The following is a 13728-nucleotide window of genomic DNA, read 5'->3' as shown; positions in this document are numbered from 1 at the left end:
AAGATAAGTAAAAAAAGAGAGGTGAACAAAATGGCTATTCCAAAATACCAACAAATCAAAGATGAGCTCAAGCAGCAAATCATTTCTGGCAAATTTGAAAATGGCGATAAGTTTTACACAGAGGCTGAGCTGATTCAGATGTTCAATGTCAGCTCCATTACCGTTGTCCGCGCTTTGAATGAACTGGCCAACGATGGTTACATCATCCGCCAACAAGGCAAGGGAACCTTCGTTTCACGTGCAAGAAAGCACAAGCTGGTGGAATTTTCTGACGTTGAGACCTTCCCTATCCAAAAAGATAAGGTGACTGTTCTCTCCATCAAGCGTGGGAATGACCTGAAAATCTTGGATAAGCTAGAACTAGCACCAACGCAGTTCTACTATAAGATTGACCGGATCAGACGGACTGGCGATAAAATCTATATCTATCACCAAACCTATATCCCTGAGCAGTATATCAATCCTAACTATCCAGATATGGACTACTACAGCTCTATCTACAACCGCTTCAAAACTGACTACCACATTCACATGAATGATGAACATTTTGAAGAGACCAATGAAATTGTCTTTCCGACACCAAAAGATGTTGCGAAAGTACTGGAAGTTGATACCAACTTCCCGACCGTTCATCAGGTGAAGATTACCCAGCTGGAAAGCACTGGACAGATCTTAGAGTACAGCGAAACTTACAAACGCGGTGATTTCTTCAAGATCAAGTTCATTTCCTGCAATCGGGACCACTAAGATTGAAAACGATGGCTTCTAATCGGCTGTCGTTTTTTGTTTCATCTTGTGTACTTATATCTATTATAAGTCTATCTATACCAATTTGCAATCCATTCTAAGAACTTTTGTTCATTAAAAAGCGAATAGTGTCAAAAATTAAGCACAGACTATGAATTTGTCCTATTTTTAATCAATTTAAAGAAGAAAAAATAAGAAATACTGGCTGTTCCCCTGAAAATTGGTACAGCGATAAAGCAAAAAAGCTGAGATTGAATCCCAACTTTTCGATATAAAATGTTCCTTATTTTGCAAATAAAGTTGTTTATTAAGTCTTTAGAAAAACGGCTATTTCTTTATTTCTAATTCACGGACCTGAAGCAAAACATTAGGTAAGTCTGCCCCAGCCTGAAGAAGGGCAGCAGCCGTATAGGCTCCCTCTACCAAGGGAACATTGTTGATGATGATTTCCTTGTCAGAAAAGTCTGCGACCATTTCCAGATTCATCCGAGCTGAGCCCAGATCGAAAAAGGCCAAAATAGTGTCCTTGTCATTGGCATCTAAAGCTGCCTGAATACCTTCAAAGCTGGTACCAATGCTGCCGTCGTCCAACCCGCCCACATAGCTGATGGCCACATCTGCCGCCACCTGCGAAATGAGATCAAACAAGCCTTGGGCCAGGTTTTTGGAATGAGAAACGATAAGAATGCCAGTATCTGCCATCAGCCTGCCTCCGTTTCTAGAAGAGCCTCAAAGAGGAGACCAGATGAAGCCGAACCGGGATCAATATGGCCGATTGAGCGCTCACCGACATAGGAAGCCCGCCCCTTGGTCGCTTTCAAATCCTTGGTCGCTTCCACTAGGGAACCAATCTTTTCACGCGTCAAGTCTCCGGACTGCAGAGAAACAGGAATCCCAGACCAGACATCCACCATGGTCTTCTCACCAGGCACGGCCTTGCCCCGCTTCTGAATCATGTCCAGCCCAGCTTGGATAACTTCTGACAAGTCTTTACCGTCTTTTTCAGCCTTGGCCATGCCCATGAAGGCCGAGCCATAGAGAGGTCCGGAAGCACCGCCGACCTTGCTAATCAGCTGCATAGAAACAGCCTGAAAAACCTCAGCCGCACTGGCAAAGTCCCTAGCAGCTAGACTCTCTACTGCTGCCGCCATTCCCCTGGCCATATTGCCACCATGATCTCCATCACCGATGGGGGTATCAAGGTCAGACAGATAGGCTTTCTGGTCCTGGATCTTCTCGTTGAACAACTGCATCCATTTTTTTGCTCTTGCTGCGTCCATAAGCACCTCCTTACCAAGCGGCTGTTGTGACAGGACTGTTGAGAGCTGTCAGCCAGTCTGGCTGATCCAGCTGGATAAAGGTCAGAGAAATCCCCGCCATATCAATGGAAGTCATGTAATTACCCAGCTTTTTATAGACAACTTCGACTCCAGCATCTGCCAGGAGATTTGCTACATCGGCCGCAAAGACATACTGCTCCATGAGCGGTGTTGCACCCATACCATTGATGAGGATACCAATTTTCTTACCAGATTTGAGCTCAACAGACTGACTGAGCTTTTCGACCAATTCTTTGGCTAAGTCCTTAGACGGCTGCATCTTTTCCTTGCGATAGCCTGGCTCACCATGGATACCAATGCCGAACTCTATTTCATCATCAGCCAAAACAAAACCAGGCTTGCCGACTTCCGGTACGGTTGCACCGCTCAGAGCCAAGCCAACCGTGTGAATATTTTTGACCAGCTCATCGGCCAAAGCCTTGATTTCAGTCAGAGATTTGCCTGCACGCGCCGCATTCCCTAGAATCTTATGGACAAGAATGGTGCCAGCCACTCCGCGGCGACCTTGGGTATAGAGGCTGTCTTCCACTGCGATATCATCATCTACGACGACACTAGCCACCTCAATCCCTTCCATCTCAGCCATTTCCTGAGCCATTTCAAAGTTCATGATGTCACCGGAGTAATTCTTGATAACCATGAAGACCCCTGCTCCCTCATCTGCTTCCTTGATAGCCTGCAAGACCTGGTCTGGTGTTGGCGAAGTAAAGACTGCTCCGCAAATAGCAGCCGACAGCATGCCCTCCCCAACAAAGCCCGCGTGGGAAGGCTCATGACCACTGCCACCGCCAGAAATCAAGCCAACCTTGCCTGTCTTCTCACTCTTGCGGGCAATGATATCGAAGCCCTCCACCCGATAAACCAAATCGCTGTGAATATAGGCCAAGCCGTCCAGCATCTCGTCCACAACCGCTGTTGGATTATTGATAATTTTCTTCATAGGTGTCCTCCGTTTCTCAGCGTTTCTTTACAATTGAACAATTTGCCCTAAAAAGAAAGCGCTATCATTTTGATATTATTTTAACATTTTATCTTACCGAAAGCAAATTCTGCCACATCTTAGACTAGAAGAAAGCATCAAATTAGTTGACAAGAAAAAGTAGACAGTGTATACTAAAGATAGATAAGTAGACAGTGTATACTTTAGGAGAAAATGAATGAAACGCAATACTGCCCAGCTGAAAGAACAACTCATCCAAACAGGGATTGACGAAATCGGAAAACACGGAATTGAACAGCTTTCGCTCAGGACTGTTGCCAAGGCCTGCGGTGTAACTCACGGCAGCCCCTACCGCCATTTTGAGAGCAAGGAAGGCTACCTCAAGGTAGTTTTGACCCAGCTTTCGCTGTTTCTCAATCAGGAAATCAATGAAAATATTGATGCGACAGGTTCTGCGCGTGATCAGCTGACCCGGCTTGGACTTAATTTCATTATTTTTGCCAAGACCTACCCTCATTTTTTCGAAGCTCTCTTTATCAAATTTCCTTTTAAATATATGAAGGTGACTCAGGACACCATTCTCTTGGAGTCTGACCTGCCTGGATTTGATAAATTTAAGGAGCTCGTTTTAAAGCTTCGCAAGGAGGAAAATTTTAGCAATAGCGAAGCGGAAAGCCTTTTTCACTTTTGGAGCTTTATCACAGGCCTAGCCGTTCTGACCAACAGTCCTATCGGACAAGACCTTGATCCTCAAGCCATCCAAAGCACAATCGAGCACATGCTTGACATTTATATCAAAGGAGAACGATCATGAAAACCTTGATTATTTACACCCACCCCAGTCCAACTGGCTTCAATGCTGCTATTCTCAAAGAAGTTCAAAGTAATCTTTCTAAAAAGCACGAAGTGAAAACCTTGGACTTGTATGCTGAAAATTTTGACCCGATTTTGCGCTTTGACCAAGAACATAGACGCCGTGACCTGCACAAAGACCCCGAAATGGCTAAATACCGGGATTTGATTACTTGGGCAGACCACCTGATTTTCATTTTTCCTATCTGGTGGAGCGGTATGCCGGCCATTCTCAAAGGCTTTATCGACCGCGTCTTTGCGGCTGACTTTGCCTACTCTTATAAGAAAATCGGCATGCAAGGTCACCTCCAAGGCAAGTCTGCCTGGATTATCGTCAGCCATAATACACCAGGTTTTGCCCTGCCTTTTGTCCAAGACTACGGCAAGGTACTTAAAAATCAAGTCCTGAAACTTTGTGGTATTTCTCCCGTCAAACTGACAGAGCTCAACGGAGTAGAACGCAAAACAGACCAACAACGCCAAGAAATGCTCAGGAAAATTGGGCAGCTGGCCAGTCAAATTTAAGATAAAGAAAGCAGGCGCTTCTTAGGAAGTTCCTGCTTTTATGTTCAATCTAAGCCCACGCGCTTGAAGATTTCATCCACGCGCTTGGTGTAGTAAACTGGGTTGAAGATTTCATCAATCTCTTCCTGAGTCAGACGGGAAGTGACTTCTGGATCTGCTTCGAGCAGAGGCTTGAAGTCTACTTGATTGTCCCAGGACTGGGCGGTCTTTGGCTGCACCAAGTCATAAGCCTGCTCCCGCGTCATGCCTTTTTCAATCAAGGTCAACATAGCCCGCTGGCTGAAGATAAGACCAAAGGTTGAGTTCATGTTGCGCTTCATATTTTCTGGGAAGACAGTCAAGTTCTTGACGATATTGCCAAAGCGGTTGAGCATATAGTCGATAAGAATGGTCGTGTCCGGTGCGATAATCCGCTCAGCTGATGAGTGGGAAATGTCGCGCTCATGCCAGAGAGAGACATTCTCAAAGGCTGTCACCATGTGACCGCGAATGACCCGCGCCAGACCAGTCATATTTTCAGATCCGATTGGATTGCGCTTGTGAGGCATAGCTGAAGATCCTTTTTGCCCCTTGGCAAAGAATTCTTCCACCTCACGCTGCTCAGACTTTTGCAGACCACGAATCTCGGTCGCCATGCGCTCTATAGATGTCGCAATCAAGGCCAAAGCAGAGAAGTATTCAGCATGGAGATCACGTGGCAATACTTGAGTCGAAATTTCCTGCGGACGGATACCTAATTTCTCACAGACATAACTTTCCACAAATGGCGGAATGTTGGCAAAGTTCCCAACCGCACCAGAAATTTTCCCAGCTTCCACACCCGCCGCCGCAATCTCGAAACGTTCAATATTGCGCTTCATTTCGCTGTACCAAGTCGCGAGCTTAAGGCCGAAAGTCGTAGGCTCCGCATGCACCCCGTGAGTCCGTCCCATCATGATGGTGAACTTGTGCTCCCGCGCCCGCTCCGCAATGATGTCAGTGAAGCGACGCAGATCCTCACGGATGATGTCATTGGCCTGCTTGTAGAGGTAGCCGTAGGCCGTATCCACCACGTCGGTCGAGGTCAGGCCATAGTGCACCCACTTGCGCTCCTCGCCCAGCGTCTCAGAAACCGCCCGCGTGAAAGCCACCACATCGTGGCGCGTCTCCTGCTCAATCTCCAAAATGCGGTCAATATCAAAGCCCGCTTTCTCACGAATCAAGGCCACATCTTCCTTGGGAATCTCACCCAGCTCAGCCCAGGCCTCATCAGCCAGAATCTCTACCTCCAGCCAAGCCTTGTACTTATTTTCCTCAGTCCAAATGTTCGCCATCTCGGGGCGAGAGTAACGGTTGATCATTGTTTATGATACAGAGGGCGTCTAGAAAGCGAAAGAAAAATAGGAGACTGACGCTGTGTGCCTACACACTAGGAAGTCTATCTTTTTTCCGACGCTTTTAGCCCGAGTTCAAATGCTTGAACCCTCCCTCTTCTCCTTTCTATTCTAATTATTTTCTTTTGAAAAGAATCTCATCAGCCAAATAAGGAAAGTTGTTTATTATTGCTAATACTATGTTCGGAACGTGTCATATTAGAATTTTTTTTCATTTTATAGTAATAATCTTTTGTTTCTTTCTGAACTAACTTTTCAATAACTTGTTCTTCGAATTCGGCTATATTCTTAAATTTCATTATTCCTTTTTCTGGATTGGGAATATAGAATAGTCCAACATACTTATTCTGCACAAGTAGATTATAGATATTATTTAATGAACCTTTACTTACAGAAATATTTCCAAATCTATTTTTACTAGTGTCTTTCCAAATGACTAAGCCAAAATCAGCATCATCAGACATAGCTTTATCCTTTATCATTTGAGCTTCCCTAGTATATTTCCCATTTTTAAATAATCTTTCATTTTCGATATCTACAGGAATACGCTTATCAATCCATCCTTTATCCGAAAAATTTCTAGGACTAGGACCTACATGATAGACTTCTACATTCTTATAATTGTCCGCTTTAAGCATATCCTGTATATTTTTATCAATTCCCCCAGCATCTCCAATTAAGATTGTATAATTTCTTCTACGACTATCATCAACTGACTTAATAACTTCTTGGGGTATTTCTTTGCTTGAAATACTCCCGCTTATAAACATTTTCTTCATACAAAGCTCCTCACATCAGATATCATCAATTTGCCAATATCCATTTTGTTTTTTATAAATCGAAAATTCAAAAACTTTATTAAAACCTTTTTTATCATAAGTGTCTTTAATTTCTTGAAATAAGTTATGATTACTCCAAATTTTAACACGCTCAGCTTTATCATTCTTATAAAAATATAGGTCTATTGATGCATCTCCATTATCGCTAATATGATAAGCATCATATTTTGAAATTCTACAGTCATAGAATTTATGAATACCACCATACTTATTTTTTGTAAGACTAATAAATCTAACAAAAATATTTGGATTTGCTCGCTTTAAAACCGATATAGTATTCTTCGCCGTGTTACCCTCACCAAACAAATCATCAATCAATAACACCTTCTTTATTTGTGGGGGGAGTTTTTTGGAAATATAATCACTTTCATTAAGCAGTGAGTCTTTAGCTTGATTTGATGAAGTCTTTTCAAGCACAGTAAAATCAAACTTTCTTCCACTAATTGCACCTAATCTCTCAGCAACCATATACATGATTTTTAGATCTCCTCCAGTATTCTTTTTATGGTTAGGATTGAAACTAGGTACGGGCAAAATTAAATCCATATCATAGGTAAATTCTAATAAACTATTCACTAAAAAATCTAAAGCTCTATCCAATTGCAGAACTGTCAAACTTTGGTTTAGTATGTAACTGTATTTTATGTCAAAAACTGCTTTACCAATATCACTGTATCCATTGTTTTTATACCAATCTAACGCTAATGCTTGATTCGCTTGTGGAACTTCTTCCAGTAAGTCAATAACCATTCTAAAATCCTTTTCATCTCATATAAAACTCGCTATATTATTTTTTGAATATCATCTTTTATTGTATTCCAAGATCATTTCTAATACTATTTATTAACTGCCAACGCACCTTATCCAACTGATTTGTATCCCCGTTTTCATTTTCTAAATGTCTACCAGCTACAAAAGCATTATGTACAAGGACTTCGAAAATAACTAGTTTATTTTTAACTTCATCTCCTGCATACAACTCAAAATCTATTTTCTCATTTCTTATAAATTTTTCATATTCGTTTTTTGCTTTAAAATATGAATCACGAATATAGATTATTTCTTTTTTATAATATTCTCTGTTATGAATCTCTATCTCATATTCTGCTTCCAGTTTATAGTCTAATTTTGGATTGCTTAGACGTTTTTTGTAATCTTCGATTTGAATATCAAGGATATTATTGATTATATCAAAATTCTCAGAATAGTAATTAGGAGAATATTCCATATAACGTAACACATCTAATGGTGTTTGCCTTGGAAATAAACTAATCACTTGGATTAATTTTTTGTAAATTGAATATAAATTTTCTCGTTTTATCTCTAAATTTTCTTTTTGTCTTGCCTTCTTCTCTTTAAGATTTTCATTCCTTATATTAAAAGCTTGAGTGACAAAAGCACCTAATAACGTACTAATAACAGATATACTTGATGATATCACTGTAATAATTATTGTCTCTGACATAACACTGACATTCTTTCTTTTTATTTATTTTAAATTATACAACCTTAACAATAACAGATTTTATACTCTTATTTTACTATTATATTTAAAACTCCCTCCTTGCTTATCGCCACAAACGGATAGTGTGGCAAGCTACTTAGATCTGTATCCAATGGTAAATCATATATAGCCATATAATTGTCTGGATATTGAATCTTTAATTCCTGATATTTGGCTTTTACTTTTTCATGGTCGGCACTGGCAAAGAGCACTTCCCACAACAGCAGTTTCTTTGCCTTCTTCCACAAAAGCATTAATGATGATTTGAATCATAGATTTTCTCCATTAAATTCTAAAAATTTTCTTCTTCCTCAGAATCGTCGTAAACACAAAATTCAATCGAAAGTTTTATGGGGCGACTTGTTAATCCACAACTCTCTATATATTCATAGACCTCATCATCATCGCGCGTATGCTCTATAACTAGCTGATTATTTGTTATCTCTAGAATATGAATGCCTTCTGCATCCGGAATTTCTGGAATGACTACATCATCCGCATAAGTAAATGTTAGAGTAGTAATATCATCTTCAAATACATCATCGAATTCTTCCATCATTTTAAAAATCAATCCCTTCCCCAAACTCAACCGCACTATTTGGCACACCACTAAACAAAGTTACATGCCTAGCTTGCAGTTGCACTTGTCTTCTATGGTCACTTATTTACCGCCCACTCCGCCGCTTTCTCTGCGTGGATCACTGTTGTGTCGTAGAGTGGCAGGTCAGTTTCGGATTGCTTGACGAGAAGACCAATCTCGGTACAACCCAAGATAACAGCTTCAGCGCCTGCTTTTTTCAAATCATCTATAACGGCAAGATAAGTCTGCTTTGAGCTTTCTTTGATATCTCCTAGACAGAGTTCGTCATAAATGATCCGATTGACCTCTGTAATACCAGCTTGGTCTGGAATCAGCACTTCTAACCCAGACTCTATTAATTTCTCCTTGTAAAAATCTTGGGTCATGGTGTACTTAGTCCCTAGGAGACCAACTTTTTGAATACCATCAGCCAACAAGGCCTGCGCAGTTGCCTGCGCAATATGCAAGATTGGAATTGCAATCTGCTCTTGTATCTGCGGAGCAACCTTGTGCATGGTGTTGGTGCAAATAACGATGAAATCCGCACCCGCTTGCTCCAAGCGCTTAGCAACATCTGCCAAAAGTTGACCGCTTTTCTCCCAGTCTCCGACTGCCTGATAATGCTCAATCTCTGCAAAATCAACACTATAAAGTAGAATCTTAGCAGAATGCAGGCCACCCAGCTCTTTTTTGATGGTTTCATTAATAATTTGGTAGTAAGATGTGGTGCTTTCCCAACTCATGCCACCAATCAGACCGATAGTTTTCATAGGCTAATCAAACTCCTCCTTGCTTATCGCCACCGACGGATAGTGCGGCAAGCTACTCAGATCTGTATCCAATGGCAAATCATAGATAGCCAGATAATTGTCTGGATATTGAATCTTTAATTCCTGATATTTGGCTTTTACTTTTTCATGGTCAGCGCTGGCAAAAAGCACTTCTACAACGGCAGTTTATTTGCCTTCTTCCAAAAAAGCATTAACGATGATTTGAATCATAGAAACCTCCTATATCACAATTCAACATCTAACTTTAAAATATCTCCCTTTTCTCCATAATGAAGAAGCCGCAGATATTCTCCCCAAACTCTGGACTTGCCAATTTCTGTATTCATCCAGCTATCCCGACCAATCTCAACATCCTTGTAAAAGGCATTGAAGGTATAAGGGATATAGCGAAGATGCTTCGGTAAGTGCTGAGCCAAAGTCCGCCATCGCCTACCAGTCGCGTGGCTTTTGCAAATGAACATAACGGTCTCAACAGTGTTAAAATCAAAAATTTCTTTGGCAAACAGTACGTTTTCTAAAGTATTGCTAGATGAGTTTTCAGATTTAATCGCTTCTTCAGGAATGCCCGCAGCCAGCAGATGCTGAATAATAACCTCTGCCTCTGTATATCCATTCCAATCCGGATGAGGCGTTCCCGTCAAACTTCGGCCGCCAGTCACAATGATTCGTCTTACATAGCCTTTTTGATAAGCCTCAATAGCTTTTTCCCAGTGGCCTGGGTGAGTCCCACTGAAAACAAATAAAACGTCACACGGCTGAGGTTCGATTATTTCCCCAAAAACACTCTTAGTCAAAAAGGAAATTTCTTTATCAGAGAACTCTTTCGGAACTTCTGGACTTTTCGGGATAATTGGTTTCATCTATAACATTTTCTCCGCAGAATTTTCTTAAAAATCAATCCCTTTCCCAAACTCTTCAACCTCGTCTGGTTCACTACTAAACAAAGTCACATGTCCCATTTTGCGGTTGTGTTTCGCTTCTATTTTACCATACAGGTGGAGGTGGGCGCTTGGATTTTCTGTGACATATTTTTCAGCAGCCTCGACATGTTGGCCGAGTACGTTGAGCATGACGGCTGGCGCAAGCAGGTGGATAGCTGGCAATGGTGCTCCGAGAACACCCAGAATATGGGTGTCAAACTGCGAGAAGTCGCAAGCTTCGATAGAATAGTGCCCAGAGTTGTGTGGCCGTGGGGCAATCTCATTGACGACGATGTCGTCAGCCGTCGCAAACATTTCCACACAAAGGGTTCCAGACAGGTTGAGCTGTTCTGCGATTCGCACCGCCATGGTTTTTGCTTTTTCTGCTAGACTATCCGAAATGCGAGCTGGCACAATGGTTTTAGACAGGATGTTGTTGCGGTGGATATTTTCCTGAACTGGGAAAACTGTCACATCCTTGCCATTTCCTGATACAATGACAGAAATTTCAAGGTCAAAGTTGACGAATTCTTCCAAAACGCAGTCTGCTGAGTCAGCTAGCGCATAGGCTTCTTCCAAGTCTGCTACCGAGCGAATGACCTTTTGCCCATGTCCATCGTAGCCGCCTGTCGCAGTCTTGAGGACATAGTTTTTCAACAGGTCAATATCTGCCAAGTCTTGGCTAGAAGTCACGACCTTGTAGGGTGCCACGGTGACTTGGGCCTTGTTTGAGAGAAAGTCCTTTTCAAAGATCCGATTTTGAGAAATGCGGAGCAGGTCCGTTCCTTGAGGGAGCTGACCATCCTTGATAACGGCATCCAAACCGTCCGCATCGACATTTTCAAACTCATAGGTCAGGACATCGCAACGTTCCGCCAACTGACGGAGGGCATCCACATCATTATAAGGGGCTACGATGATTTCTGCCACGCGAGAGGCAGGGCAATCCGCAGCAGGATCAAGCGCGATGGCCTTGTGCCCCATGTAGATAGCAGAAATGGCCATCATCTGCCCCAACTGACCACCACCGATAATTCCGATTGTTTTAGATGAGCTCATTGCTTGACTCCTCAGCGATTTTTCCTTGTTCCTCTGCAAAATCCGCTAGCGCTACTGCTAGGTCTTGGTCTTCAATGGCCAAGATTCGCAGGGCAGTCAGGGCAGCGTTGGTCGCTCCAGCTTCACCAATGGCCATAGTTGACACAGGCACACCGCCTGGCATCTGCACAATTGAATAAAGCGAGTCCAGACCACTGAGAGCGCGTGATTTGACGGGCACACCAATGACAGGCAGAGTGGTCTTAGCAGCTACCATTCCTGGCAAATGGGCTGCACCACCAGCACCTGCGATGATGACCTTGATGCCACGACTACGAGCTTCTTCTGCATGCTGAAACATGAGGTCAGGCGTGCGGTGAGCAGAGACGACTTTCTTTTCGTAAGCAACACCGAAGCGGTCTAAAACTTCAGCTGTTTTTTGCATGGTAGACCAGTCGGATTTTGAGCCCATGATGATGGAAATAATTGGTTTCATTGTTAATATCCTTTTTCTTTTTGATAATGGTCTTAGGTGGTGGGTCGGAAGCAAACCTTCGGGTTCATTCCTAAAATTTGAGCCCGAAGTCTCAAATTTTCCCTAGACCAGAACATACACTGTTCTAGTCTTTTCACCACAGCGACCATTATCATATTTGGCGACTACGTCGCCTAAGCTAGCGCTAGAATAAATTCTCAGAATGACCGGTCAAAGCAACAAAGTTCGAACTGAAGTTCTTCAAGGGGCTTTAACACAGTCAATCGTAGATTTTAGAAGATTTTTATTTAACTGCCTTACTCCCGATATCCGTTCGGTAAAAGAGACCTGTTGTGTCTTGTTTTTTTAGTTGGTCGTAGATTTTTTCCTGCGCGGCTGAGACGGTATCTGCTGTGGTAACCAGCATGTACACTCGGCCGCCATTTGACAGCAGTGCTCTGCTATTTTCCGCAAACTTCGCCCCTGCATAGTAGGTGATAATGTCGCCGTCTGTCTTCTCTGGCAGAGGCAGGCCTTTCTCATAGTCCAGCGGGTAGCCCTCTGAGGCGACAACCACTCCAAGTGTCACGCCCTCATCCAGCCAAGTGATAGTAGGCTCTTTCTTGTCCAAGATGTCCGTGATATTCTGCGCAAAATCAGACGTCAGACGGGGCAGGATAATCTGAGTCTCTGGATCGCCAAAGCGCGAGTTGAACTCGATAACCTTGGGGCCATCGGCTGTCAGAATCAGCCCAGCATAGAGCACACCAAGATAAGGACGCCCCTCAGCTATCATGCCTTTGAGAACCGGCTTGATAATCGTCTCAACCGACTGAACCACCACACTTTTTGGCAGGTGAGGAACTGGCGCATAGGCTCCCATACCGCCTGTGTTAGGACCCTTGTCCCCATCGTAGGCCCTCTTGTGATCCTGAGCCGTCGGCAGGATGTAAAACTTATCGCCATTGACAAAGGCAAAGAGGGAGAACTCCTCGCCGTCCAGAAACTCCTCGATAACCACACGTGCACCGCTGTCGCCAAATTTATTATCCAAGAGCATATCGTGAGCTGCTTCGACTGCCTGCTCTACTGTCTCTGCGACGACCACGCCCTTGCCCAGAGCTAGGCCGTCCGCCTTGACCACGATAGGTGCCCCTTGCTTTTCGATATAGGCCTTGGCTTCCTCAAAATCGGAAAATGTGCCATAGGCTGCTGTCGGAACACCATATTTAACCATGATTTCCTTGGCAAAATCCTTGGACCACTCCAGCTCCGCTGCTAAACGAGATGGACCGAAAGCCTTGAGTCCAGCTTGGTTAAAATCATCCACAATTCCAGCTGCCAGGGCATCATCCGGACCGATAAAGGACCAAGCAATATCATTCTCCTTGGCAAATTTGATCAGTCTGGAATGTTCGGAAATTCCAATGTTAACCAAATCCAACCCATCCAAGGTCATGCCATCATTTCCAGGAGCGACAAACACCTGCTCCACACCCTGAGACTCCAATAACTTCTTAGCAATCGCATGCTCACGACCGCCTGAACCAACAACTAAAAGCTTCATAGCCAAGATACCTCAATATCCAATATCACAGGCGCTTACGCACCAAGCTAACACATCACGTAAAAATATTGCATTTTTTACGAATCATTTATCTAAATTATATCACAAACGTTCGTTTTATTCCATTCTAATGAGAAAAAGGATATATCTTCTATATGATTGACGTAATTATTGTTGTTTTTAGCCTTCTCCTTTTTGAGTAGATTATGCCTATTTTAGACAGAAAATATTCAGGGC

The 13728-nt window shown here is 43.0% G+C and carries 17 protein-coding genes and 1 pseudogene; 3 read left to right on the top strand and 15 right to left on the bottom strand.

Features of this window, described 5'->3' with window-relative positions:
• The first annotated feature begins 30 nt into the window (after positions 1-30).
• Positions 31-747, top strand: coding sequence for a GntR family transcriptional regulator (locus tag J1C81_RS00370; protein WP_002914224.1), 717 nt, complete (start codon positions 31-33; stop codon positions 745-747).
• A 327-nt stretch (positions 748-1074) separates the two neighbouring features.
• On the opposite strand, the gene dhaM is transcribed toward J1C81_RS00370, so the two are convergent.
• From dhaM to dhaK, 3 genes are read right to left on the bottom strand one after another with little or no spacing between them, the layout of a single operon-like run.
• Positions 1075-1449, bottom strand: a complete 375-nt coding sequence (dhaM, locus tag J1C81_RS00365) for a dihydroxyacetone kinase phosphoryl donor subunit DhaM (RefSeq protein WP_002898815.1) — start codon at positions 1447-1449, stop codon at positions 1075-1077.
• Complete coding sequence (gene dhaL / locus J1C81_RS00360) at positions 1449-2027, bottom strand: dihydroxyacetone kinase subunit DhaL (protein ID WP_002916772.1); 579 nt, start codon at positions 2025-2027, stop codon at positions 1449-1451. The genes dhaM and dhaL overlap by 1 nt, the downstream gene beginning before the upstream one ends.
• A gap of 10 nt (positions 2028-2037) precedes the next feature.
• Positions 2038-3027, bottom strand: a complete 990-nt coding sequence (dhaK, locus tag J1C81_RS00355; RefSeq protein WP_002916773.1) for a dihydroxyacetone kinase subunit DhaK — start codon at positions 3025-3027, stop codon at positions 2038-2040.
• Positions 3028-3244: 217 nt separating this feature from the next.
• On the opposite strand from dhaK, the gene J1C81_RS00350 reads away from it, so the two are divergent.
• Positions 3245-3841, top strand: coding sequence for a TetR/AcrR family transcriptional regulator (locus J1C81_RS00350; protein ID WP_002916774.1), 597 nt, complete (start codon positions 3245-3247; stop codon positions 3839-3841).
• Positions 3838-4404 carry an NAD(P)H-dependent oxidoreductase gene (locus J1C81_RS00345; protein WP_002916775.1) on the top strand — a complete coding sequence of 189 codons (567 nt, stop codon included), beginning with the start codon at positions 3838-3840 and terminating at the stop codon, positions 4402-4404. Before J1C81_RS00350 ends, J1C81_RS00345 begins: the two co-directional genes overlap by 4 nt.
• Positions 4405-4448: 44 nt before the next feature.
• Here J1C81_RS00345 and purB read toward each other — a convergent pair whose 3' ends face one another.
• From purB to purD, 12 genes and pseudogenes are all read right to left on the bottom strand, one after another.
• Positions 4449-5744 (bottom strand): adenylosuccinate lyase, encoded by a 1296-nt coding sequence (gene purB / locus J1C81_RS00340; protein ID WP_002907678.1) that lies wholly within the window; start codon positions 5742-5744, stop codon positions 4449-4451.
• Positions 5745-5917: 173 nt separating this feature from the next.
• Positions 5918-6556: a hypothetical protein gene (locus J1C81_RS00335; protein WP_002916779.1), complete on the bottom strand. Its 639-nt coding sequence runs from the start codon at positions 6554-6556 to the stop codon at positions 5918-5920.
• Between the two features lie 15 nt (positions 6557-6571).
• A complete protein-coding gene (locus J1C81_RS00330; protein ID WP_002916781.1) occupies positions 6572-7366 on the bottom strand; it encodes a phosphoribosyltransferase in 795 nt (264 codons plus the stop codon).
• A gap of 58 nt (positions 7367-7424) precedes the next feature.
• Positions 7425-8081, bottom strand: a complete 657-nt coding sequence (locus J1C81_RS00325) for a hypothetical protein (RefSeq protein WP_002916783.1) — start codon at positions 8079-8081, stop codon at positions 7425-7427.
• A gap of 68 nt (positions 8082-8149) precedes the next feature.
• A pseudogene (locus J1C81_RS00320) lies at positions 8150-8393 on the bottom strand (phosphoribosylaminoimidazole carboxylase).
• Between the two features lie 19 nt (positions 8394-8412).
• Positions 8413-8679 (bottom strand): hypothetical protein, encoded by a 267-nt coding sequence (locus tag J1C81_RS00315; RefSeq protein WP_032909986.1) that lies wholly within the window; start codon positions 8677-8679, stop codon positions 8413-8415.
• Between the two features lie 98 nt (positions 8680-8777).
• Positions 8778-9470, bottom strand: a complete 693-nt coding sequence (locus J1C81_RS00310; protein WP_002916788.1) for an aspartate/glutamate racemase family protein — start codon at positions 9468-9470, stop codon at positions 8778-8780.
• 3 nt (positions 9471-9473) lie between these two features.
• Positions 9474-9641, bottom strand: coding sequence for a hypothetical protein (locus J1C81_RS00305; RefSeq protein ID WP_002916790.1), 168 nt, complete (start codon positions 9639-9641; stop codon positions 9474-9476).
• A 74-nt stretch (positions 9642-9715) separates the two neighbouring features.
• Positions 9716-10351 (bottom strand): YdcF family protein, encoded by a 636-nt coding sequence (locus J1C81_RS00300; RefSeq protein ID WP_002916792.1) that lies wholly within the window; start codon positions 10349-10351, stop codon positions 9716-9718.
• 27 nt (positions 10352-10378) lie between these two features.
• Positions 10379-11470 carry a 5-(carboxyamino)imidazole ribonucleotide synthase gene (gene purK / locus J1C81_RS00295; RefSeq protein WP_002916793.1) on the bottom strand — a complete coding sequence of 364 codons (1092 nt, stop codon included), beginning with the start codon at positions 11468-11470 and terminating at the stop codon, positions 10379-10381.
• Positions 11457-11945 carry a 5-(carboxyamino)imidazole ribonucleotide mutase gene (purE, locus tag J1C81_RS00290; protein WP_002916795.1) on the bottom strand — a complete coding sequence of 163 codons (489 nt, stop codon included), beginning with the start codon at positions 11943-11945 and terminating at the stop codon, positions 11457-11459. Before purE ends, purK begins: the two co-directional genes overlap by 14 nt.
• A 283-nt stretch (positions 11946-12228) precedes the next feature.
• A complete protein-coding gene (gene purD, locus J1C81_RS00285) occupies positions 12229-13491 on the bottom strand; it encodes a phosphoribosylamine--glycine ligase (protein WP_002916797.1) in 1263 nt (420 codons plus the stop codon).
• Between the last annotated feature and the right edge of the window lie 237 nt (positions 13492-13728).

The organism is Streptococcus sanguinis (genome assembly GCF_050225395.1).
Taxonomy (GTDB): Bacteria; Bacillota; Bacilli; order Lactobacillales; family Streptococcaceae; genus Streptococcus.
This window is presented reverse-complemented; position numbering and strand designations above follow the sequence as displayed.